General features: G+C 66.8%; 19 protein-coding genes. 11 read left to right on the top strand and 8 right to left on the bottom strand.

Translation table 11 applies throughout. The annotated features are described in order from the left end of the window. Positions 1 to 12 precede the first annotated feature (12 nt). Complete coding sequence (locus tag TV39_RS01345) at positions 13 to 1,347, top strand: MFS transporter (protein WP_043477270.1); 1,335 nt, start codon at positions 13 to 15, stop codon at positions 1,345 to 1,347. Positions 1,348 to 1,449: 102 nt separating this feature from the next. Here the strand turns inward: TV39_RS01345 and TV39_RS01340 are convergent, their stop codons facing one another. The 5 genes from TV39_RS01340 to TV39_RS01320 all read right to left on the bottom strand — a co-directional run bounded on the left by TV39_RS01340 (position 1,450) and on the right by TV39_RS01320 (position 7,865). Next, on the bottom strand, positions 1,450 to 3,810 hold the full coding sequence (locus TV39_RS01340) for a glycoside hydrolase family 65 protein (protein WP_043477267.1): 2,361 nt from the start codon (positions 3,808 to 3,810) through the stop codon (positions 1,450 to 1,452). Between the two features lie 52 nt (positions 3,811 to 3,862). Next, positions 3,863 to 4,615, bottom strand: a complete 753-nt coding sequence (locus TV39_RS01335; RefSeq protein ID WP_043477264.1) for an HAD family hydrolase — start codon at positions 4,613 to 4,615, stop codon at positions 3,863 to 3,865. A gap of 173 nt (positions 4,616 to 4,788) precedes the next feature. Then, positions 4,789 to 5,799, bottom strand: coding sequence for a LacI family DNA-binding transcriptional regulator (locus TV39_RS01330; protein ID WP_235347235.1), 1,011 nt, complete (start codon positions 5,797 to 5,799; stop codon positions 4,789 to 4,791). A gap of 198 nt (positions 5,800 to 5,997) precedes the next feature. After that, a complete protein-coding gene (locus tag TV39_RS01325; protein WP_043477258.1) occupies positions 5,998 to 6,615 on the bottom strand; it encodes an alpha/beta hydrolase in 618 nt (205 codons plus the stop codon). 29 nt (positions 6,616 to 6,644) lie between these two features. Then, positions 6,645 to 7,865 (bottom strand): beta-ketoacyl-[acyl-carrier-protein] synthase family protein, encoded by a 1,221-nt coding sequence (locus TV39_RS01320; protein ID WP_043477255.1) that lies wholly within the window; start codon positions 7,863 to 7,865, stop codon positions 6,645 to 6,647. A gap of 310 nt (positions 7,866 to 8,175) precedes the next feature. On the opposite strand from TV39_RS01320, the gene TV39_RS01315 reads away from it, so the two are divergent. The 7 genes from TV39_RS01315 to TV39_RS01285 all read left to right on the top strand — a co-directional run bounded on the left by TV39_RS01315 (position 8,176) and on the right by TV39_RS01285 (position 14,085). Further along, a complete protein-coding gene (locus TV39_RS01315) occupies positions 8,176 to 8,433 on the top strand; it encodes a DUF6458 family protein (RefSeq protein WP_043477252.1) in 258 nt (85 codons plus the stop codon). Between the two features lie 275 nt (positions 8,434 to 8,708). Beyond that, the gene (locus TV39_RS01310; RefSeq protein ID WP_043477249.1) at positions 8,709 to 9,518 is read left to right on the top strand and encodes a DeoR/GlpR family DNA-binding transcription regulator; all 810 of its coding nucleotides are present in this window, start codon (positions 8,709 to 8,711) and stop codon (positions 9,516 to 9,518) included. Continuing rightward, complete coding sequence (locus tag TV39_RS01305; protein ID WP_043477246.1) at positions 9,515 to 10,513, top strand: 1-phosphofructokinase family hexose kinase; 999 nt, start codon at positions 9,515 to 9,517, stop codon at positions 10,511 to 10,513. Before TV39_RS01310 ends, TV39_RS01305 begins: the two co-directional genes overlap by 4 nt. Positions 10,514 to 10,515: 2 nt before the next feature. Next, positions 10,516 to 12,582, top strand: a complete 2,067-nt coding sequence (locus TV39_RS01300; protein ID WP_043477243.1) for a PTS fructose transporter subunit IIABC — start codon at positions 10,516 to 10,518, stop codon at positions 12,580 to 12,582. 56 nt (positions 12,583 to 12,638) lie between these two features. Continuing rightward, the gene (locus tag TV39_RS01295) at positions 12,639 to 12,917 is read left to right on the top strand and encodes an HPr family phosphocarrier protein (RefSeq protein WP_028270626.1); all 279 of its coding nucleotides are present in this window, start codon (positions 12,639 to 12,641) and stop codon (positions 12,915 to 12,917) included. A 267-nt stretch (positions 12,918 to 13,184) separates the two neighbouring features. Then, positions 13,185 to 13,826, top strand: coding sequence for an SRPBCC family protein (locus tag TV39_RS01290; RefSeq protein ID WP_043477241.1), 642 nt, complete (start codon positions 13,185 to 13,187; stop codon positions 13,824 to 13,826). Next, positions 13,819 to 14,085 carry a DUF7218 family protein gene (locus tag TV39_RS01285; RefSeq protein ID WP_043477239.1) on the top strand — a complete coding sequence of 89 codons (267 nt, stop codon included), beginning with the start codon at positions 13,819 to 13,821 and terminating at the stop codon, positions 14,083 to 14,085. Before TV39_RS01290 ends, TV39_RS01285 begins: the two co-directional genes overlap by 8 nt. Before the next feature lie 24 nt (positions 14,086 to 14,109). Here the strand turns inward: TV39_RS01285 and ku are convergent, their stop codons facing one another. Then, positions 14,110 to 15,132 carry a non-homologous end joining protein Ku gene (gene ku, locus TV39_RS01280; protein WP_043477238.1) on the bottom strand — a complete coding sequence of 341 codons (1,023 nt, stop codon included), beginning with the start codon at positions 15,130 to 15,132 and terminating at the stop codon, positions 14,110 to 14,112. Positions 15,133 to 15,172: 40 nt separating this feature from the next. Here ku and TV39_RS01275 point away from each other — a divergent pair, with 40 nt between their 5' ends. Next, complete coding sequence (locus TV39_RS01275; RefSeq protein ID WP_043477236.1) at positions 15,173 to 17,794, top strand: ATP-dependent DNA ligase; 2,622 nt, start codon at positions 15,173 to 15,175, stop codon at positions 17,792 to 17,794. A gap of 108 nt (positions 17,795 to 17,902) precedes the next feature. Here the strand turns inward: TV39_RS01275 and TV39_RS01270 are convergent, their stop codons facing one another. Together TV39_RS01270 and TV39_RS01265 are read right to left on the bottom strand one after the other, a co-directional pair. Continuing rightward, positions 17,903 to 18,157, bottom strand: a complete 255-nt coding sequence (locus TV39_RS01270; protein WP_043477234.1) for a hypothetical protein — start codon at positions 18,155 to 18,157, stop codon at positions 17,903 to 17,905. 74 nt (positions 18,158 to 18,231) lie between these two features. Next, entirely contained in the window at positions 18,232 to 18,486 is a 255-nt protein-coding gene (locus tag TV39_RS01265) for a hypothetical protein (protein ID WP_043477232.1), read from the bottom strand. A gap of 487 nt (positions 18,487 to 18,973) precedes the next feature. On the opposite strand from TV39_RS01265, the gene TV39_RS01260 reads away from it, so the two are divergent. Beyond that, entirely contained in the window at positions 18,974 to 20,566 is a 1,593-nt protein-coding gene (locus TV39_RS01260; protein ID WP_043477429.1) for an MFS transporter, read from the top strand. Between the two features lie 136 nt (positions 20,567 to 20,702). Continuing rightward, positions 20,703 to 21,758, top strand: coding sequence for an FUSC family protein (locus TV39_RS01255; RefSeq protein ID WP_043477230.1), 1,056 nt, complete (start codon positions 20,703 to 20,705; stop codon positions 21,756 to 21,758). Positions 21,759 to 22,091 lie beyond the last annotated feature (333 nt).

The following is a 22,091-nucleotide window of genomic DNA, read 5'->3' as shown; positions in this document are numbered from 1 at the left end:
TACACTAGCCCTATGCCCACCCCAAGAGCCCTCCGGCCCTTTGTGCACCGTGAATACCGGGTGCTGATCGCGGCGCTGGCCGTCTCGATTTTCGGCTCCGGGATGTGGGCCGTGGCCATGGTTTACCAGGTGATCCATCTGGGCGGCGGCCCGCTTGAGCTGTCCCTCGTTGCCACGGCCGGCAGCGTGGGGCTGGTGGCGTTCGTCCTGGCCGGCGGGATCGCTGCGGACCGGGTGCCGCAGCGGCTGCTGATCATCGCAGTGGAAGGCACCAACCTAGCCGTGATCGCCGCCATCAGCGGGCTGGCGCTGGCGGGCTGGCTGCAGCTGTGGCACCTGGCCGTGGGTGCCTTCGTGCTGGGTGTGGGGGCGGCGTTCTTTTTCCCGGCTTATTCAGCCATCCTGCCCAGGATCCTGCCGGCGGAGGACCTGCTGGCGGCCAACGGCATGGAGGGAACCATGCGGCCCATCCTGCAGCAAGCGGCCGGGCCTGCCGTGGCCGGCATCCTGGTGGCGGCGTTGTCCCCCTCGCACGCCGTCACGGGCGTGGCGGCCTGCCACCTCCTCGCCTTCATCATCCTCAACTTCCTCGGCCAGCACGCCCTTGAAGCTCCCGGCACCCAGGACGCCGACGGCAGCGGGGGCAGGGACAGCGCCCACGGCGGGGCCGCCGGCGAACGGGCCAAAACGTCCTTCTTCCACGACCTCCGCGAAGGCGTCAGCTATACGGTCCGGACGCCGTGGCTGTTGTGGACGCTGCTCTGGGCCTGCATCTCGGTGCTGTTCCTGATCGGCCCCATCGAGGTGCTCCTGCCGTTCGTTGTCCGCGACCAGCTGGGCGGCGATTCGCGCATGTTCGGCTTCCTGCTGGCGGTGATGGGCGTGGGCGGAGCGGCAGCGTCCCTGACCACGGCATCCTTTGCCCTGCCGCGCCGCTACCTCACGGTGATGATGGTTTCCTGGGGTGCCGGCAGCCTTCCCATCGCGGCCGTAGGTGTCATGGACAGCTTCTGGATGGTGGCCGCGGCGCTGTTCATTTTCGGTGCCACGGGAGGCATCGGAATGGTCATTTGGGGGACGCTCCTGCAACGGCGCGTACCGGCCCACCTGCTGGGCCGCGTCTCCAGCCTGGACTTCTTTGTGTCGCTGGCCCTGATGCCCGTCTCCATGGCGCTGGCCGGACCCGCGGCGGCGGTGGTGCCCACCTGGGTGATTTTCCTGGTGGCCGGCGGCGTCTGCCCGGTCATGGCCGTACTGGCGATGGTGGTGGCGCGGATGCCCGCCGACGAACTGGCGCACCCGCTGGACCGCAGCTCCTCAGACCGGGAGCCCGCGGACAGCCCCTAGGCCGGCCTTCCGGCGGCCGCGGGCCAGCACGACGGCGGGATCAACCGTTCGGTTGATCCCGCCCGCCCGTTGGGACTACTGCCCGCCGGGACTGCTGCGCGCTTAGCTGCGGGCGCGCACAATCGGAATAGACGCCGTCGGGAGTCCGCTCGGGAAAATGGTGGGCTCGGGCGCGCCGACGGGGGCCAGCGGCACCCGGGTAACCTCGTTGCCCACGGTGAACAGCTCGCCGCGGACGTTGACCTCCAGCGGTTCGCCCTCCCGGATGCTCAGGCCGATGGATCCATGGTCCAGCTCCACGAAGAGCAGGCGGCTCTGCACCTTGAGATGGAAGGTCAGGCCCTCCCATTCCACCGGCAGCCTCGGATCGAAGAACGGAACGTCGCCCTGGTCGCGCAGGCCCGCGAAGCCGCTGACCAGCGAACTCCAGACGCCGCCGGTGGAGGCAATGTGCACGCCGTCGATCGTGTTGCCGTGGGTGTCGTCAAGGTCGATGTACAGCGCGTGGGTGAAGTGGTCCAGCGCGGCTTTCCCGTAGCCCACCTCGGCCGCCATGATCCCTTGGACGCAGGCGGACAGGGTGGAGTCGCCGGTGGTGATCGGATCGTAGAAGTCGAACGCGCGCCGCTTCTCCTCAGCCGTGAAGTCCTGCCACTGCAGGAACATCGCCAGCACGGTGTCGGCCTGCTTGAGGACCTGGTGGCGGTAGATCACCAGCGGGTGGAAGTTCAGCAGCAGGGGGTACTTGGACCGGGGCGTGCTCCAGTCCCACGGCTCCAGCGTCATGAAGTCGTTGTCCTGCGAATACACCTCGAGGTCCTCGTCGTACGGCAGCTGCATCCGGACGGCGGCCTGCTCCCAGAGTTCGCGTTCGGCGTCGTCGATTTCCGGGTGGTCCAGGGCTGCCGCGGTGCGGAGGTTGAACCGCGCCATGACGTTGGTATAGAGGTTGTCGTTCACCACGGCCGTGTACTCGTCCGGGCCCGTAACGCCGTGGATGTGGAACAGCCCGTCCTTGCCGAAGAAGCCGAGGGACACCCACATCCGGGCGGTTTCGATCAGCAGTTCCGAGCCCATGCCGTGCTTGAAGTCCTCATCGCCACTGGCCCAGATGTACCTGTTGGTGGCGAAGGCGACGGCGGCTGCGATGTGGAACTGCGCGGTCCCGGCAGCGTAGTAGGCGCTGGCTTCGAGCCCGTTGATGGTGCGCCACGGGAACAGTGCGCCGTCCACGCTCAGTTCCTTGGCCCGGACCTTGGCATCGGGGAGCATCTCGTGGCGGAACTCCAGGACCTGGCGGGCGTTGTCCGGGCTGGTGTAGGTCAGGTACGGCAGCAGGTACACCTCCTGGTCCCAGAAGTAGTGTCCCTCGTAGCCGGAGCCGCTGACGCCCTTCGCCGGGATGCCGGCAACGTCCGCGCGGGCGGTGGCCTGTGCCAGCTGGAAAAGGTTCCAGCGGACGGCCTGCTGCAGTTCGGGCTGGCCGCCCACCACAATGTCCGTGGTGGCCCAGTAGTCCCGGTAGTGCGCCTCGCTTTCGGCGAAGATCGCGCTGACGGGCTGCAGGGCGTTCTCCGCTGCGTCGGAAGGGTCCTGGGGGGAGCCGCCGTCGATGGTTCCCTCGCGGAAGGCCCGCGCCACGGCGTAGCTGGCGCTCTTTTCGAGGCGGAAGGGCTGATCCGCGCTCACGGCGAGGACGTACCGGACGCTGCTGTCGTCCTGGTCAACGAGGGTCTCGAACGGCTGCACGTCGGCAGAGGTCCAGTGGTCCACAGCCAGGCCCACACGCTGCCGGGACTCGGCTGCTTCCCAGGAAAGGCGCAGCGAGCCGTCCCCGCCGTCGAGCCGTACCGGCAGCAGGACGCGGCCGGCGTGCCGTCCGGCCCGGCGCGGATCGTGGGTGGAGTGGTCCTCCACGGGCTGGTCCTGGCGGTTGATCACGGAGGATGTCACATCCGCGTACACGTCCCGGTCCGCGGCGACTTCGAGGCTGATGCCCAGGGTGCCGCGGGACTGGTAGCCCACGGCCCGGCGCTCGGTGGTGGTCACGGTGGCACCGGAACGGCACTGCCAGGTGATCCGGCATTCGTAGATGCCGGTGGCGAAGTCAACGGAGCGCCGGTAGTCCAGCACCGTTGATTCGCTCAGGGTGAGCGTCTCGCCGTCGATGATCACCGTGAAGTTGTTGACGTCCGGGATGTAGAGGATCCGCTGGCCCGTGCGGGCGAAGCCGTAGGCGTTTTCCGCGTGCTTGATGTCCCAGGTTTCGTGGAAGCCGTTGATGAAGCTGCCGGGCAGGTCGGCGTCCGCGGAGGCCCAGTGGGCGCCGCGGATGCCGAGATGGCCGTTTCCCAGGCTGAAGAGCGTTTCCAGGGTTCCGGCGTTTCCGGGAAGGTGGACGGTCTCCACGAGCTGCCAGGGGTCGTTGGGGAAACGAGCACGGTCAGAGGTGATGAGTGCCATGGCTGTTGGGGTTCCTTTTGGCGTTGGTGCAGGTTGGGGGCGTGGGGGCGGTCTAAAGGAGTTCGTTCAGGTCCTCGACCACCAGGGTGGCGCCGGCGTCCAGCAGCGTCTGCCGGCCGGCTCCCCGGTCCACTCCGATCACGGAATGGAAGGTGCCGGCGTTCCCGGCCTGGACGCCGGACACGGCGTCTTCAACCACGACGCATTCGGCGCTGGGGAGGTCCAGCAGTTGCGCTGCGTATTCGTAGGTGGCCGGGCTGGGCTTTCCGGGCAGGCCCGCGGCCGCGGCGACGACGCCGTCCACCACCACCGGGAAGTGGTGCGCCAGTCCCGCGGCGTTCAGCACCGCCGGAGCGTTCCGGGAGGAAGAGACGACGGCGACCTTGAGTCCCAGCGTGAGTGCGGCTTCCAGGAAGCGCACGGAGCCTTCGTACGGTGCCACTCCGCCTGCTTCGACGATGTCGTTGAAGACCTTGTTCTTGCGGTTGCCGAGGCCGTGGACCGTATTGTTGGCCGGGGCGTCGTCCGCCGGGCCCTCGGGCAGCACGATGCTGCGCGAGGCGAGGAAGTCCCGGACGCCGTCGAAGCGCGGCTTGCCGTCGATATGGTCGAAGTAGTCGCTTTCGCGATAGCCGTCTGCTTCGGGAACGTCCTTCAGGTAGCCGTCGAAGAGCTCCTGCCATGCGCGCTCGTGGACGATCGCCGTGGGCGTAAGCACGCCGTCGAGGTCGAAGAGGATGGCGGACGCGCCGGTCCAGCTTGAGGTGGTGCTGTTGCCGGTGGTGCTGTTGGAAAGCTCAGTCATGCGGTACTCGGTGTCCTTTCAGACGGCGGCAGGGGAAGTGCATGGATACTGCAGGTTTGGTGCGGGCCGGAACAGTCGGGCCCAGGGCCGGGCCGGTGGAGGCGGGCGTCGGCGGCCGGAGCTGGCGTTTGTGCTCAGCGTCTCTCGCTCAGCGTTTCCACTGACCGTTTTCATCAGCGTTTCCGCCGTGTGCTCTTGCGTTCGATCAGTTTGGTTTCCAGTACGTGGCTGGCCGGGGCACTCAACGGCCCAGGACGCTGGAGTCCTTCGATCAGCAGGTTGGCGGCGAAGGCGCCCTGGTCGGCCACTGGCTGGGCGATTGTGCTCAGGCCAAGGAACCAGCTCATCTGATGATCGTCTATTCCTATGATGGACACGTTTTTCGGCGCTGACAAACCGAGCTCCCGCAGGGCCATGAGCGCGCCGAAGGCCGTTTCGTCGCAGCCGGCGAAGATTGCGGACGGCATCCTGCGGTTTTCGATGAGCTCGGTCGTGGCCCGGCGGCCGCCTTCGATGCTCGAACCGGCGTCCATCACCAGGTCCGGATCCACGGTCAGGTCGTGCTCCGCAAGGGCCCGCCGGAAACCTTTGAGCCGGTCCGTGGCCGTGGCCACGGTGCGCTCCCCCGGTTCGCGTCCGGAGAGGATGGCCAGGTCCCAGTGCCCCAGGGCGAGCAGGTGGCTGGTGGCCTTCCATGCCGCGTCCTCGTTGTCGATCCCCACGTTGTCCCAGGGAACGTCGTGCATGCCTACGCTCGCAACGGCCAGTCCGGAGGAGGCCAGGGCGTCGATTTCAGTGACGCTGAGTGCAATGTTGAGCAGCAGGACGCCATCCACGCGCTGAACCAGGGCGTCGAGGTCGCCGAAGACCTTGCGCTGCACGCCGGGAGTGTTGCGCAGGCTGATGAGCACGGTGTCGAAGCCGCTGTCAGCGAAGACTTCCTCAGCCGCCTCCACGGCCTGGGCGAAGAACCATGACGTGGCCGTGGGCGCGATGATGGCCACGGACCCGGTGGTGCCGCCGGCAAGGCGCGATGCTGCCGGGGACGCTTTGTAACCGAGCTTGGTGGCGGCGTCAGCCACTTTCACACGGGCCGTTTCCGACACGTTGGGCAGCCCGCGCAGCGCCCGGGAAACAGTACAGATGGACAGCCCCGACAATGCGGCAACGTCCTGGATGGTCACGCGCGGCGCTCTAGCCATGCAACACGGGCTCAACCCTTTCTTCGGCGGAAGTCCTGGGCCCGGTACATGGCCGAAGAAGAGTGTAAGCGCTTACAAATTTAGCGCGCAACTAGTTTTTCCCAAGAGTGCGGATTGTGGCGGGCTTACGGGCGGGAGCGTCCTGTTTGAGGGCCGGCCTTTGTGGCTTAGCTGCGCGGCTCAGCGCAGTACGTAGTGGCGCAGGAAGGCACTAACGTCCGCCATCTCGGCCTTGGAAATCGTATGGCCCATCCCCGGATAGGTCCGTGCAGTCAGCTGCGTATTCCGGTCCAACCACTCCGCAGTGTGCTCCACGGCGGCTTCATTGATCACCAGGTCGGCCTTGTCCCGGCCCCAAAAGAACGGCGGCCTGCTGTCGAAGGATTCGCTCATCGCCAGCAGTTCGTTGTCCAGGACGAATCCGGACAATCCCACCACAGCCCGGAAGTCGTGCGGCCGCAGCCGCAGCAGCGTGCTGGCCATGGCCATGCCCTGCGAGAATCCCAGCAAACTCACGCTGCTGTGCTGCCCCTTGACTGAGTTGATCCAGTCGAACACCGCGTTGCTGACGGAGATGACGTCGGCGAAGTCATGGGTCAGGAAGTAATCCAGCAGGAACCAGCCGTAGTCGTCACCGATCACTTTGGGCGCGCGCAGGGCCGCGCAGGTGAACTCGGGCGGCAGTTGGCCGAAGAGGTCCGACATCCGCACCTCGTCCGTTCCGTAGCCGTGCATCATCACGAGCAATGGCGTGCCGGCGCGCTGGTTCTCCGGCCGGGACCATACGACTGTTTCCATCGCATCAGCCTAACTTTCGGCGGCGGGCCTCAGCCGGCAGTGATCACCAGCGAGGCGCTGTGTCCGCCGAAGCCGAACGCATTGGAAATACCGGCCTTTGCGGCCAGCCCGCGGGTTGTCTCCGAAACGATGTTGAGGTGGATGTCCGGGTCCGGGTTGTCGAGGTTGAGGGTTCCCGGGACGGCGCCCGCGCGCAGCGCCTGGATGGTGACGATGGCACCGAGCGCCCCGGCCCCGCCCAGCAGGTGCCCGGTGAGGGATTTCGTGGACGTGACAGGGACGGAATGCCCGACGACGGCGCCGATGGCTTCCGCTTCAAGCCGGTCCCCCACCGGGGTGGACGTGGCGTGGGCGTGGACGAAGCCGATGTCGCCGCCGGTGAGGCCGGCTGCGGCAATGGCCTTCTGCAGGACGCGTCGCTGCATGGCGGGGTCGGCCGCCACGATGTCCACGGCGTCGGAAGTGACGGCGGTTCCGGCAATGACCCCGAGCACCTCGGCCCCGCGGGAACGGGCATGGTCTTCGCGTTCAAGGACCACGATCCCGGCACCCTCAGCCATGACAAAGCCGTCGCGGTCGCGGTCAAAGGGCCGGGAGGCGGCCTGCGGGCTGTCGTTGCGGGTGGAGAGCGCCCGGATTTGCGAGAACCCGCTGATGGTCAGGCCGTTGATGCAGGAGTCCACTCCGCCGGCAATGACGACGTCGGCGGCGCCGCTCCGGATCAGGTCGGCAGCCTGCGAGATCGCTTCAGCCCCGGAGGCGCAGGCGCTGACGGGGGTCCGTGCCCCGCCGCGGGCTCCCATGTCGATGGATACCCAGGCTGCGGGACCGTTGACCATGATCCGGGTGAGGGTGTGCGGCGAAACCCGGCGCGGTCCCTTGGCGTCCAGGGTCCGGGCCTGCTCCAGCGTTGTGTCCAGACCGCCGTAGCCGGAGCCGATCACCACGGCGAGCCGTTCCGGGTCGGTTTCCGGCCGGCCGGCGTGCGCCCACGCTTCGCGGGCGGCGATGAGGGCCAGATGGCCGCAACGGTCCATCCTCTTGTATTCCAAGGTGGAGAGCAGCGACGGGACGTCCGCGGTAACGCGTCCCGCGATGCGCACAGGTAGCCCGGCAACCCATTCGTCGTCGAGGGGCACGATTCCGGAGCGGCCTGCCAGGAGCGAGTCCCACGTTTCGCCGGCGGTTGAGCCGACGGGAGTCACTGCTCCCAGGCCGGTGACTACAACCGCGGGGAATGGTTCAGACATGGGTAACACTGCTCCTGGGATTTGTTGACGCCGGATCCGGTGACGCTGCGTTCATCGCGGACGCACTCCTCCGGCCGACCGGAGAATGCGTGCGCAATCCACAGTACGCGGGGCACGCCTCCGGCTGCCGGGTGTTACTTCGGGGGCCGGCAGCAGCACCGCCGGAACCGCGCAGAATAACGACTCGGACACGGCCACGGTGCGCGGCGCCCGCTTCATTGAAACAGCCGTGGGTGGCCTGTAGCGTGTCGCTAGACAGCATGCTGATCAAGTTTTGCCCGCAAGTCCCCCGGACAGCTAGGAGCAAGTCATGAGAATCGGTTCCTCCATTTTCCTTATCGCCCTCGGTGCCATCCTGGCGTGGGCCATCACCCCGGGCCTGATCCCGAACGTGGACCAGACCCTGATCGGCTACATCCTGATGGCCGTTGGCGTCATCGGCCTGATCGCCTCGCTGGTCCTGGCGTCGCCGGGGCGCACCCGGCGGGTGAGTGAAACCAGGTCAGTGGTGGACCCGAACACGGGCGAGCGCATTGTCCGCAACGAGAGCCGGGACGGCAGCCTCTAGCCATGACCCTCCGGCCGCCGTTGACGAAGGCCAGCGGTAATCCGCAACTGAACATCCCGGAAGCCGGGCCAGACCACCACGGTCCGGCCCGGCTTCCGGCGTTCACGGAAGCAATCATCTTTGTTCGTGTTGTTTTCATTGACAAACCAACAAGAACAAAGATAAAGTCAAACAATTCAACATCATGTGATGGCAGTCACTGACGCCAATCACTGACGCTAGTAACTGAAGCTTCGTCCTTGCAGGACCCGCAGTATTTACGCAATGGAGGGTAAGTGTTCGCCGAGGAGCGCCAGCAGCTGATCGCAGGTCTAGTCGCCGAGAGCGGCCGCGCCAGCGTCACCGCCCTTGCCGAGCGCTTCAACATCACCACCGAAACCGTCCGGCGGGACCTTGCCGCCCTCGAATCAGCCGGAAGCGTGCGCCGGGTCCATGGCGGCGCCGTCGCCCCGGACCGCATCAGCACCACCGAGGAAAGCATCCTTGAGCGGACCATCCAGCGGCAGCCGGAGAAACTGCGCATCGCCGAGGCCGCCCTGGCGTTCATCCCGCAAAGCCCGGCCGGCAGCATCCTGGTGGACGCGGGCTCAACCACGGAGGCCCTGGCGGACCTGATCGCCCTGCGCCTCGCCGATCCCGCCGCTTCCCCGTCCGCCGGTTCGGAGAATGAACTGGTGGTCATCACCCATGCGATCCCCATCGCCGCGAAACTCGCCGGCGAACCGGGCATCGCACTCCACCTCCTGGGCGGCAGGGTCCGCGGCCTCACCCAGGCTGCCGTGGGTCAGTCCACCGTGGAAGCCGCCCACAAGATTCGTCCGGACATCGCCTTCATCGGCGCCAACGGAATCCACTCGGCCTTCGGGCTGAGCACGCCCGATCCTGAAGAAGCCGCCGTCAAGGCTGCCTTCGTCCAATCGGCACGCCGCATTGTGGTGCTGGCCGATTCGTCCAAGCTGGATGCGGAAACGCTGGTCCAGTTCGCCTCGTTGAAAGATCTGGACACCTTGATTACAGACAGTGAACCCAGCCCGGAACTCGCAGCGGCGCTTGCTGACGCCGGCGTGGACGTGGTGATCGCATGATTGTCACCCTCACCGCAAACCCCAGCCTTGACCGTACCGTCAGCCTCCCCTCGCCCCTGCTGCGCGGGGAAGTGCAGCGGGCCATCTCCGTCCGCCAGGAATCCGGGGGCAAAGGCGTCAACGTCTCCCGCGCTTTGGTGGCCTCCGGACTGGAAACAGTGGCGGTCCTCCCGGGCGGCGACTCCGATCCCGTACTTGCGGGGCTTCGTGACAGCGGCGTTCCCTTCGCCGCCCTCCCCATCCACGAGCCGCTGCGTACCAACGTGGCATTGACGGAGCCGGATGGCGTCACCACCAAGATCAACGAACCCGGCCCGGTGCTGAGCGAAGACCAGCAGGAAGCCCTGATCGGGCTGCTGCTGGAACGTTCCCGGGGCGCCAGCTGGGTTGTCCTGGCCGGCTCGCTCCCACCCGGGGTTCCGGCCGATTTCTACGCCACCGTCACCCGGCGGCTGCGCTCCACACACGACGGCAACGGCACAGGACAGACTGCCCCGCGCATCGCCGTCGACTCGTCCGGCGCTCCCCTCGCCGCCGCCGTCTCAGGCGACGCGGCAGGCATGCCGGACCTCCTCAAGCCCAACGCCGAAGAACTGGCTGAACTGGCTGCCGCAGCCGGTTTCGCCACGGCGTCCACCGCTGACGAACTGGAAGCGGATCCGGAGGCTGCCGCGGCAGCCGCCGCCGCCGTCGTGCGTTCCGGTGTAGGTGCCGTGCTGGCAACGCTCGGTTCCAAAGGTGCAGTACTCGTAACGTCCGACGGCGCGTGGCTGGCCACGCATCCGCCGGTCAAAGCCGTGAGCACGGTCGGTGCGGGAGATTCCTCCCTGGCCGGCTACCTGCTCGCCTCCAGCCGGGGCGCCGCCCCGGCCGACTGCCTCCGTCAGGCTGTGGCACACGGTGCCGCCGCCGCCTCCCTGCCGGGCTCCACAGTTCCGGCGGTCCACCAAACCACCCCTGATGCCGTAACCATCACGGCCCTCCGGAAGGACTGACAGTGACTCAGCTCATTACTACTGATCTGGTCGAGCTAGACCAGAACCTGGGCAATTCGCCCGAGGACGTGATCCGCCATCTGGCCGGCAGGGTTGCCGCCACCGGCCGCGCCACCGAGGCGGAAGGCCTCTTCACGGACGCCTTTGCCCGGGAGTCCAAAACCGCCACCGGCGTTCCTGGTGGAATTGCCATTCCGCACTGCCGCTCCACCGCGGTGACGGTGCCCACCCTGGCCATGGCCCGGCTCTCACAGCCTGTGGACTTCGGCGCCAAGGACGGCCCGGCGGACCTGATCTTCTTCATCGCAGCCCCCGAAGGTGCAGACCAGGAGCACCTGAAGCTCCTGTCCAAGCTGGCCCGCTCGCTGATCAAGAAGGACTTCACTGCGGCGCTCCGCGCAGCCACCACGCAGGCCGACATTGTTGAACTGGTGGAGGGCGCCCTGGCCGACAAGCCTGCGGCCGCCGCAGAACCCGCAACAGCGACCGCAGCAGCAGCACCGTCCGCCGGTGCCGCCACCGGTGCCGCTGCTGGTGCCGGCGGAAGGGGCCCCAAGCGCCTCGTGGCCGTGACGGCCTGCCCCACGGGCATCGCCCACACCTACATGGCAGCCGATTCCCTCGTTGCCGCAGCCAAGGAAGTCGGCGTGGACCTGCAGGTGGAAACCCAGGGTTCCTCCGGCGCCAAACCGCTGGACCCCGCGGTGATCGCAGCCGCCGATGCCGTGATTTTCGCGGTGGACGTGGATGTCCGCGGCAAGGAGCGCTTCGCCGGCATGCCGGTGATCAACGCTCCGGTCAAGCGCGGCATCGACGAGCCGGACAAGATGGTCCAGGAGGCATTGGCCGCCGCGGACAATCCCAACGCCCGGCGGGTCCCGCATTACGGCGCTGAAGAGCAGGCTGAAGCAGAGGCCAGCGAAAAGGGCGAGCACATCGGCCAGAAGCTGAAGAAGGCGCTCCTCACGGGCGTCAGCTACATGATCCCGTTTGTGGCCGGTGGCGGTCTCCTGATCGCCCTGGGCTTCCTGATGGGCGGTTACCTGATCACCCAGTTCGCCGACGCCATCGTGGTGGACAACAGCATCTTCAACCTGCCCACCGAATACCCTGAAAACGCCTGGGGTCCGCTCGGCGCCTACCTCGGTGCCGTGCTCTTCAAGATCGGTGCCCTGTCTCTCGGCTTCCTGGTCCCTGCCTTGGCCGGCTACATCGCCTACGGCATCGCCGACCGCCCGGGCATCGCACCAGGCTTCGTGGCAGGCGCCGTGGCAGGGTTCATGGGTGCAGGCTTCCTGGGCGGCATCGTGGGCGGCCTCCTGGCCGGTTACATCGCCCATTCCATCGGCAGGATCCAGGTGGCCCGCTGGCTGCGCGGCCTGATGCCCGTGGTGATCATTCCGCTGGTGGCTTCCCTGGTGGCTTCCGGCCTGATGTTCCTGATCCTGGGCGCCCCGATCGTTGCCATCACCAAGGGCCTGAACGGTTGGCTCTCCGGCCTCACCGGTGCCAGCGCCATCGCACTGGGCGTCATCCTGGGCCTCATGATGTGCTTCGACCTCGGCGGCCCGGTCAACAAGGTTGCCTACTCCTTCGCCGTCGCCGGCCTGGGTGCCGCAACCCTGGACAACCAGGCACCGTGGCAGATCATGGCAGCCGTCATGGCCTCGGGCATGGTTCCGCCGCTGGCCATGGCCCTCGCCTCCACCGTCCTGGACAAGAAGCGCTTCAGCCTGGCCGAGCGTGAAAACGGCAAGGCCGCCTGGCTGCTGGGAGCGTCCTTCATTTCCGAAGGCGCCATCCCGTTCGCCGCGGCCGACCCGCTCCGTGTGATCCCGGCCAGCATGCTCGGCGGAGCCGTGACCGGCGCCATCTCCATGGCAGCGGGCGTAGGCTCGAAGGCCCCGCACGGCGGAATCTTCGTCTTCTTCGCCATCGACAACTTCGTGATGTTCGTTGTCTCGATCCTCGTCGGCACCGTCGTCACCGCCCTGGCAGTGATCGCACTCAAGCGCTGGGCCGTCCGCAAGACCGTTGATACCGTGGAGCCGGTTCCAGTAACTGTCTGACCCGGTTCGGAAGACTTCCCAACCACCTGTCTCGACCTGATATCCAAGGAGCACACATGTTCGAACGCACCGCCACCATCGCCAGCCGCGTGGGCCTGCACGCCCGCCCCGCCGCCATCTTTGCCGAGGCAGCCGGCGAATACCCGCACGAGATCACCATTGCCCGCCAGGGCGAACCGGCCGACGAGGCCATGGACGCCGCGAGCATCCTGTCCCTCATGAGCCTGGGTGCATCGCACGGCGACGTTGTGGTCCTCCGCGCCGAGGGCGACGGCGCCGACACCGCCCTGGACCACCTGGTCCAGATCCTGGAAACCGATCACGACGCCGAGTAGCGGCACGGCGGACTAGTACAGCCCGCCTCCGGTACCAGCAGTCAGCGGCCGGCCCGCTGCGCCACGATAAGTCCCGTCTTCCGGGCACGCGGCGCGTGGGCCGGCCGCTGCTTTTAACTCCCGGTTTTTGACTCCCTGCCGGCTGAACTAAGCAGCCTTAGTAAATCCTTGTGTTTGCCTGGCGGCCCGATTAGCGTGGCATTGTGGCGACACGCCGCTCAACACTCCCGCAATCGGGGGCACGTCCGGGCTGAAAGAGGATGAAAAGTGGCTACTCTGCAGGAAACCATCGAGGTGGATGTTCCCGTGTCCACCGCCTACAACCAATGGACGCAGTTCGAGTCCTTTCCGGAGTTCATGCGGGGCGTGGAGTCCGTTGAGCAGATCGACGAGACGTCCCTGCATTTCCGGACGGACATCGGTGGAGTCAGGCGCGAATACAGCGCCCAGATCACTGAGCAGCTGCCGGACCGGCGCATCGCCTGGGTCAGCACGGACAAGCCGCGCAACGCCGGGGAGGTCTCCTTCGAACCCCTCGGGCCGGACCACACCCGGGTCACCGTAGCGCTGGAATGGGAGCCCGAGGGGCTGGTGGAGAAAGCCGGCTCCGCAGTGGGCGCCGACAGCCACCAGGTCAGCGCCGATCTGAAGCGGTTCAAGCAGTTCATCGAGGCACGCGGTATTGAAACGGGCGCCTGGCGCTCTGCCGTGGACAACGGAGAAGTCGAGGAAACCGAGGAAGAGGCCGGCTTCGCGGCGAACGCACCTGCGCACCACGCGCACGAGGCCGCCCCACTCGCAGCCCACGCGCAGCCGCCGCACACACCGACCCCTTCGCCGCAGCGCCCGGCAGGGGTGGACCCTTTCATTGACGACGCTGAACCATCGGATCCGGCCGGCCATGCCTGAGAAAAAGAACCCCAGCCTCAAGGACCCGGAGCTGTACGAAGAACTCCGTGAAGACGGCGCCTCCAAGCAGAAGGCAGCCCGGATTTCCAACGCCGCCGCCAATAAAGGGCGCTCCGCAGTGGGCCGCAAGGGCGGCAAGGCCGGCGACTACGAAGACTGGACGGTGGCCCAGCTGAAGGAGCGCGCCAAGGAAATCGGGCTCACCGGCTACTCCTCCAAGAAGAAAAGCGAGCTCATCTCAGCGCTCAGAAACTCCTGACCGGCAGCAATGGGTAACCGCGGGTCAGGCCCCCTTACGCCGGCTCTTCGCCGGTTCTTTGGCTTCGGGTTTGGCTGCATCGGCCTTGCCTGCCGTTCCGGCGGCCGCCTTGCGTGCCGTTCCGGCGGAGGCCTTGCGTGCCGTTCCGGCGGAGGCCTTTTCAGCAGCCTTGGCGGGAGCCTTGGCGGGAGCCTTGGCGCGGGTCGCCTTCGCCGGAGCTTCCGCGGTGTCGTCGGCCGTGGCCGCGTCGCCGCTGCCGCTTCCCCGCTTCTTTTCCAGGCTGCGCTTGAGGGCTTCCATCAGGTCGATCACTTCCCCGCTGCCCGCTTCGACGGCCTCGGCACCGAACGTCTGTTCCGTGTCCAGGGACTCGCCCTGCTCGATCTTGGCGTCGATGAGTTTGCGGAGCTGCACCTGGTAGTCGTCCGTGAACTGGCCCGGTTCAAAGTCCCCGGCCATGGAGTCCACCAGGGCCGCGGACATCTCGCGTTCTTGGGCGGAGATGCGGACGGACGTTTCCAGGGCGGGGAACGCCGCTTCCCGCACTTCGTCCGCCCACAGCAGGGACTGCAGCACCAGGACATCATCCCGGATCCGCAGGGCGCCCAGCCGGGTCTTCTCGCGGAGGGCGAACTGCACCACGGCCACCCGGTCAGTGTCCTCCAGTGCACGGCGGAGCAGCACATAGGCCTTGGGCGACTTGGAGTCGGGTTCGAGGTAGTAGCTCTTCTCGAACATGATGGGGTCGAGCTGCTCGGACGGGACAAACTGCACCACTTCAATCTCGTGGCTGCTCTCCGCGGGGATGGACTTGAGTTCGTCGCGGGTGAGGATCACCGTGCGGCCGTCCTCCTCGTAGGCCTTGTCGATGTCCGCGTAGTCCACGATCTCGCCGCATACCTCACAGCGGCGCTGGTAGCGGATCCGCCCGCCGTCTGCGTTGTGGACCTGGTGGAGTCCGATGTCGTGGTCCTCGGTGGCGCTGTAGACCTTGACCGGCACGTTGACCAGCCCAAATGCGATAGCGCCTTTCCAGATGGCTCTCATGGATCAAGTGAACCCCAGACTTGCCCGGAGGTGAAGACCTTTGGCAGGCAGTAGGGAACGTGTCCGGGTCCAGGGCCGCGAACTGGTGGTCACCAACCTGGACAAGGTGATGTACCCGGAGACGGGAACCACCAAGGCGGATGTCCTGGCGTACTACGCCGCGGTCGCCCCGGTGCTGATCCCCGCCGCCGCGAACCGGCCGGCCACGCGCAAGCGCTGGGTCAACGGCGTGGGAACCGCGGAGGCGCCGGGCCAGATGTTCTTCCAGAAGAATCTGGAGGAATCCACCCCGGGCTGGATTCCACGTGCCTCCATCCGCCACAAGGAGCGCAGCAACCAGTACCCCCTGGTCAATGACGCCGCCACGCTGACCTGGCTGGCCCAGATGGGTTCGCTTGAAATCCACGTCCCCCAGTGGCGCGTGGACCCGCACGGGAATCCCATGAACCCCGACCGCCTGGTGCTGGACCTGGATCCCGGCGAGGGAGCCGGCCTGGCGGAGTGCGTCGAAGTGGCCCGGCTTGCCCGCGCCATCCTGAAGGACGTTGGCCTGGATCCCGTTCCGGTGACCAGCGGCAGCAAGGGCATCCACCTCTATGCCGGCCTCGATGGCACGCAGAGCTCAGACCAGATCTCCGATTTCGCCCACGAACTTGCCCGCGCCCTGGAAGCCGACCACCCGGACCTTGCCGTCAGCGACATGAAGAAGACGCTCCGCACCGGCAAGGTTCTGGTGGACTGGAGCCAGAACAACGCGGCCAAGACCACCATCGTCCCGTACTCCCTCCGCGGCCGGCTCCGTCCGACGGTGGCCGCGCCAAGGACCTGGAGTGAACTGGCCTCCCCCAGGCTGAAGCAGCTGGACTACCGGGAGGTCATGCGGCGGGTCAAGGACGGAAAGGATCCGTTCGCGGTGGTTTCCCGTGGCGGCGGCCACGTTGAAGGCCATCCCGACGGCGGCAGTCCCGGCGGTGCCAGTCCCGATAGCGGGTCCGGGCACCGCGGCAGCGCAACGGCCGACGGCGGCAGCACCGACCCGAGGCTGGAAAAGTACCGCTCCATGCGGGATCCGGAAGGGACCCCGGAGCCGTTCAGCGCCGACCGGCACCGGGCCGACCCCGGCGCGGGCACTATCAGGGAGCGGTTCGTCATCCAGGAGCACCACGCCAGCCGGCTGCATTACGATTTCCGGCTGGAGCGGGACGGCGTCCTGGTCTCCTGGGCGCTGCCGAAGGGCGTACCCACTTCCGGCGGGCAGAACCACCTGGCGGTCCAGACCGAGGACCACCCCATGGACTACCTCGATTTCGAAGGCACCATCCCAAAAGGCCAGTACGGCGCCGGAACCGTCACCGTCTGGGACCACGGCTACTACGAATGCGACAAATGGATCGCGGGCAAGGAAGTCATCGCCACCCTCACGGGGGCTGACGGCGGCGGGCTCGGCGGTACCCGGAAGTTCGCGCTGATCAGGACCGGCCGGGACAGCGACGCGTCAAAGTCGCCAGAGCAGGCCCAGTGGCTGATCCATCTGATGGACCGCAGGGGGCACGGGGCTCCGGCAGCCGCAGGTGCCTCTTCAGCAACCGGCGCCCCGGCAGAGCCAAAGGAAAAGGAGGGGCCGCCGCCCGCTTCCGCCCGCACCTCCCACGGCGGCTCAGCCGCCAGCTCTGCTGAGGCGCCGCCGCCGGCGCCTTCTGCCTTGCCTGACTTCACGCCAATGCTCGCCAGCGCCGGGACCCCGGCGGATCTTCGCGGCATGGACTGGCACTTCGAACTGAAATGGGACGGCATCCGTGCCCTGATCATTGGAGACGCCGACCGGATCCGCCTCATCAGCCGCAACGGCAATGACATGTCCGCAAGCTACCCCGAACTGACCGACCGCGCCTGCTGGCCGGAGCAGAGCTTCACCGCCGACGGCGAGATCATCGCCGTCGGCCCTTCCGGGAGGCCTGATTTCGGACTGCTTCAGACACGGATGAAGCTGACCAAAGCGGCCGACGTCGCCAAAGCGCGGGCTGCGACGCCGGTCCGGCTGATGGTGTTCGACCTGCTGTCCGACGCCGGCGAGGACCTCCGCAGGCTGCCGCTCCGCAAGCGCCGGGAGCGTTTGGAGCGGCTGGTTTGGCCGGACGGCTGCCCCGTGCACCTGTCCGAAGTCCTGGACCACGAGGTGGAGCACATTCTGGAAAGCGCACGGGAACTGGGGCTTGAGGGGATCATGGCCAAGCGCCTTGACGGCCGCTATGTCAGCGGCGAGCGCACCAGATCCTGGCTGAAGCTCAAGTTCGAGCGCACCCAGGAAGTGGTGGTGGGCGGCTGGCGCCCCGGCAAGGGGTCCCGGCAGGGATCGGTGGGGTCCCTGCTGGTGGGCATACCCGACGGCGCCACACTGCGCTATGTGGGACGCGTGGGCAGCGGATTCAGCGACCGGGAGCTGAAGGAGCTGCGGCTGCAGGTGGACACACTCGCCAGGAAGACCTCCCCTTTCGCCGAAGTTCCGGCCGCGGACGCCTCCGACGCGCACTGGGTCACGCCCCGGATGGTGGGTGAAGTGACTTACGGGGAATGGACCGGCGGCGGGAAGCTCCGGCACCCGGTGTGGCGCGGCTGGCGCCTGGACAAGAACGCCGACGACGTCGTGGCGGAGTCCGGCTGATCCGTCACCGCGGGAGGGCACGGAAATGCCCCGGTGCCCGCCTGTTGCAGGCGGCACCGGGGGCATTGGCGGGTCCGTAGCACGGGAAGCCGGTGCTACGGCGGGCAACTAATCGTGGTGCGGAATCTGCGGCCGGCTGGTCCGGTGGATGGCGCCCACCGCAGTCTCGTGCTCGCGGCCGTGCAAGGTGCCGCGATCCTTGGGGTGCTTGTGTTTCCCGCTGCCGTCCGGCCATTTGGGGCCGTTTGCCGAGGCTGGGGTTTCGACCGGCTCGGTCTCCGGTGCGGGTACCTCGTCCATGGATTCCGCCAGGTGGCCGGCGAGCTCCGGCTCCAGCTGCCCCTCAGGATTGTTCTCAGCCATTGTGCTCTTCCTTTCCGCATTGAAATGAAGTGTCCACCAATAGTAGGACTGCAGTTACTGCTTGTCTGCAGGCGCTACCAGCGGACTTTTTTCTGGGCAGGGCCTTGCTTGCCGCTTGCCTGCGTTGGCTTGTGGCCGTGCGACACGCTCTGCGAACCGGCACCGCCGCGGGACTTGCTGGCCAGCATTTCGCGCTGGGCGTCCGTCAGCCGCGACTTGATGCCCTTGCCGGCGTTCTGCGCGTCCGCGTCCGGCGTGCCGGCTGCCTGCGCTTCGGTGCTTTGGCCGGTTGCCTGTTCGGCGCTCTGGGTGCTGTCTTTATCGTTCACGGTGCTCTCCTTGTGGTGCGGAATCGGGTGGCGGTGATGAGGTGCGGACGCACACGCTGCAAGATCGCGGTGGAGAAGTCACGACGGACGGGGGTCGGCCGGGGATCAACACGGAAGTACGCCTCCCATGGGTCAACCTTAGGCAGTGATCCGGCCGGTTGGGAACCCCCGCTCCCGGGAGGGATTCAGGGCATGCACGGAGGGCCGGGCGGGTGGGCGCTCAGCGCCGAATCCGGCGCGTTTGGGGCTTTTTTGGCCGGTTCATCGGAAAATATTTGGTAACGATGCGCAGTTCGCCCGGGTTTCCAGTGCTGGCGCGGTGAAACGGCGCAAAATAAGTTCCGTTTCGGTCCCCTATCAGGCCCGGAACACCGGATCATACGCCACCAAACTCGGAAACTCCATGGAAGTCGCGTAAAATTGAAAGCCTGCCCGGAGCGGGGCAGCTACAAGTCGCAAGCAAATGACCTCCATGGGAGAAGCCCAAATGCCCAAAGACCGAAGCATGACCGACTCTTCAGCAGGCGTGGACAACGCCCGCGGAACCGACAATATTTTGCCTGAGGGCGTTACGCCCCAGGGCGCCAAGAAGCCGAGGCTGTTGCCTCGCCGCAGACTCAAAGTCTCCGACGTCAACGTCGTCAACAAGCCGATGCTAAAGAAAGCACTCGGCGGAACCATCGTGGGTAACACCATGGAGTGGTACGACGTCGGCGTGTTCGGCTACCTGATCACCACCATGGGTCCGGTGTTCCTGCCGGAATCCGATCCGTCCACGCAGACGCTGTTCCTGCTGGGCACGTTTGCCGCCACCTTCATCGCCCGCCCGCTTGGCGGAGTGATCTTCGGCTGGTTCGGTGACAAGGTGGGCCGCCAGAAGGTCCTGGCAGCAACCCTGATGCTGATGGCTGCTAGCACGTTCGCCATCGGCCTCCTGCCCGGCTACGCGCAGATCGGACTGTGGGCGGCCGCCTTGCTGGTGCTGCTCAAGATCGTGCAGGGGTTCTCCACCGGCGGCGAGTACGCCGGAGCCACCACCTTCGTGAGCGAGTACGCCCCGGACAAGCGCCGCGGGTTCTTCGCCAGCTTCCTGGACCTTGGAAGCTACCTTGGCTTCGCCATCGGCGCCGCCCTGGTATCAGCCCTCCAGCTGACCATGGGCCAGGCCGCCATGGAAGAGTGGGGCTGGCGCATTCCGTTCCTCGTCGCAGGTCCCCTGGGCCTCATCGCCGTGTACTTCCGGAGCAAGATTGAGGAATCCCCGCAGTTCCAGGCAACCCTGGACGCGCAGGAAGAACTCAGCAAGGACGCGGCCAAGTCCTCCGACCTTGCCGCCAAGGGCCCGGTGGGCGTGGTGAAGGCCAACTGGCGCCCCATCATTGTGGCCATGATCCTGGTGGCAGCGGCGAACACCGCCGGTTACGCACTGACCTCCTACATGCCGACTTACCTTACGGAGTCCAAGGGCTACGATCCCGTCCACGGCACGCTGCTGACCATCCCCGTGCTGGTCGTCATGAGCCTGTGCATTCCGCTGACCGGAAAGCTTTCGGACCGCATCGGACGCCGCCCGGTCCTGTGGATCGGCGCCGTGAGCACCATTGTGCTGGCAACTCCCGCCTTCCTGCTGATCGGCGTCGGCGAGATCTGGTCCACCCTGGCCGGCCTGGCACTGATCGCCTTCCCCGTGACGTTCTACGTGGCAAACCTGGCCTCGGCCCTGCCGGCCCAGTTCCCCACGTCCAGCCGCTACAGCGCCATGGGCATCGCCTACAACTTCTCCGTGGCGATTTTCGGCGGCACCACGCCGTTCATCGTGGCAGCGCTGATCACGGCGACCGGCAACGACATGATGCCGGCGTACTACCTGATGGCTACCTCGGCCATTGGCGCAGTGGCCATCTACTTCCTGAAGGAATCGGCCAACCGTCCCCTGCCGGGCTCCATGCCCAGCGTGGACACCAAGGCGGAGGCCCATGAGCTCGTGGCCACCCAGGACGAGAACCCGCTGATCAACCTGGACGACATGCCGTTCGAGGACGAGCTGCGGGAAACCGAAAAGGTTCCTGCGAAGGCCTGACCTTGTAGTCCAGCACCCCGCCCGATGAGGCCTGCTTTGCACCATGTTCCTTTGTGACAGCGTGCAAAGCAGGCCTCCGGCGCGTCTGGCAGACTTTTTGCGGCAGAAGATTACGGACGGAAGATCGGAGGTTCGCATGGCACACGCCCTGCTGCGGCATCTCCGCGCCCTGCACAGCCTCGGCCCCGCCAACAACGATCACCTGTCTGCCCTGCGGGTTGCCGTGAGCGTGGCGGTTCCCTCGCTGGCCCTCCTGTTCCTGGGACGACCGGACCTGATCATCTACGGCGTGTTCGGCGCCCTGACGGGAATGTACGGGCGGTCCGAACCCCACCAGCTCCGCCTCACGCACCAGGCCCAGGCAGCGCTGGTCCTGCTCAGCGGGGTTGGGGTCGGCATCTTCCTGTCCGTCAACCACTTGCATTCGTGGTGGCTGGTGGGTGTCGAAGCCGTCCTGGCCGGCGTCGGTTCGGTGTTCTCCGACAGGGTCAACCTGAAGCCCAACGGCCCGTTCTTCGGAATCCTTGCACTGGGCGCCTGCGCTTCCGTCCCCACAACCGTCCCCTGGTTCGCGGCGCTCCTCATCGCGGCTGCCTCCGCGGCGTTTTCCATCGTCATCGGGTTTGGCGGCTGGGTGCGCGGCCGAAGGTGGCAGCCGGGAGCGGTCCGGGCCGCGGCACCCTTGAGCGGACTGCGGCGGCACGCGGCAGTGATCCACGCGACGCGGTATGTGCTGGCAGTAGGAACTGCCGGCACCATCGGCGTCCTCAGCGGCAGCGGCCACCCCCACTGGGCCATGGCCGCCGCAGCGGTTCCGCTGGCCGGGGCCGACCTGCCCAGCAGCGTGCACCGCGGCCTCCACCGCATGGTGGGGACCTTCCTGGGACTAGTGGTCGTCGCCGTCGTACTTCTTCCGGCCCCCTGGGCGCCGCTGACGTTCTTTCCGGGTGCGGAAGCCGCCGTGATCGCGGTGCTGGTCATCGTCTTCCAGTTCACCACCGAACTGTTCATGACCCGGCACTACGGCCTGGCGATGGTGTCCTTCACCCCGGTGATCCTGTTGATGACGCAGCTGGCCGCCCCGGCGGACCCGCGCGTGCTCATCACGGAACGTGCGGTGGAAACGGTGGTGGGTGCGGTGACCGGAATTTTGGTCATCGTGCTGGTCCGGCGCCGCCGCCGGGACCGCTGATATGTAGGTCTGGTTGTCAAGAGAGCAGGGATGAGCGGCTTCTGGGTTTTGGTTCCCGGGGGCCGCTCATCGTGTGCCGGCCGGTTGTGGTGACCGTGGTGGCGAGTCCTTTGCGACTGCAGTGTCAGGCTGACATTCGCGGGTTGGTTACCGCATGACGATCTGTTCGGCTGGAGCATGTCGGGTGTCTAGGATCGAGCGTCGACGGTTTGACCCCGTCTGCTCATAGCGGGCTCTCGAGTTAGCTCCTGCGTGCTGCCGCCACTCTCACCACGTCCGGGGGCACGTTCGGGTCAGGCCGCGGTCATGCGGTCTCCTTGCTGGAGCGGGGCG

The organism is Arthrobacter sp. SPG23 (genome assembly GCF_000876655.1).
In the GTDB taxonomy this organism is placed as follows: domain Bacteria; phylum Actinomycetota; class Actinomycetes; order Actinomycetales; family Micrococcaceae; genus Arthrobacter.
Note: the sequence above shows the minus strand (reverse complement) of the source record. Positions and strands in the feature narration are given on the sequence as shown.

Bases quoted from the DNA above. Each gene is read 5' to 3' on its own strand.
- TV39_RS01345 (WP_043477270.1), top strand. From the start codon at position 13: ATGCCCACCCCAAGAGCCCTCCGGCCCTTTGTGCACCGTGAATACCGG.
- TV39_RS01340 (WP_043477267.1), bottom strand. From the start codon at position 3,810: ATGGCACTCATCACCTCTGACCGTGCTCGTTTCCCCAACGACCCCTGG.
- TV39_RS01335 (WP_043477264.1), bottom strand. From the start codon at position 4,615: ATGACTGAGCTTTCCAACAGCACCACCGGCAACAGCACCACCTCAAGC.
- TV39_RS01325 (WP_043477258.1), bottom strand. From the start codon at position 6,615: ATGGAAACAGTCGTATGGTCCCGGCCGGAGAACCAGCGCGCCGGCACG.
- TV39_RS01320 (WP_043477255.1), bottom strand. From the start codon at position 7,865: ATGTCTGAACCATTCCCCGCGGTTGTAGTCACCGGCCTGGGAGCAGTG.
- TV39_RS01315 (WP_043477252.1), top strand. From the start codon at position 8,176: ATGAGAATCGGTTCCTCCATTTTCCTTATCGCCCTCGGTGCCATCCTG.
- TV39_RS01305 (WP_043477246.1), top strand. From the start codon at position 9,515: ATGATTGTCACCCTCACCGCAAACCCCAGCCTTGACCGTACCGTCAGC.
- TV39_RS01295 (WP_028270626.1), top strand. From the start codon at position 12,639: ATGTTCGAACGCACCGCCACCATCGCCAGCCGCGTGGGCCTGCACGCC.
- TV39_RS01285 (WP_043477239.1), top strand. From the start codon at position 13,819: ATGCCTGAGAAAAAGAACCCCAGCCTCAAGGACCCGGAGCTGTACGAA.
- ku (WP_043477238.1), bottom strand. From the start codon at position 15,132: ATGAGAGCCATCTGGAAAGGCGCTATCGCATTTGGGCTGGTCAACGTG.
- TV39_RS01270 (WP_043477234.1), bottom strand. From the start codon at position 18,157: ATGGCTGAGAACAATCCTGAGGGGCAGCTGGAGCCGGAGCTCGCCGGC.
- TV39_RS01260 (WP_043477429.1), top strand. From the start codon at position 18,974: ATGCCCAAAGACCGAAGCATGACCGACTCTTCAGCAGGCGTGGACAAC.
- TV39_RS01255 (WP_043477230.1), top strand. From the start codon at position 20,703: ATGGCACACGCCCTGCTGCGGCATCTCCGCGCCCTGCACAGCCTCGGC.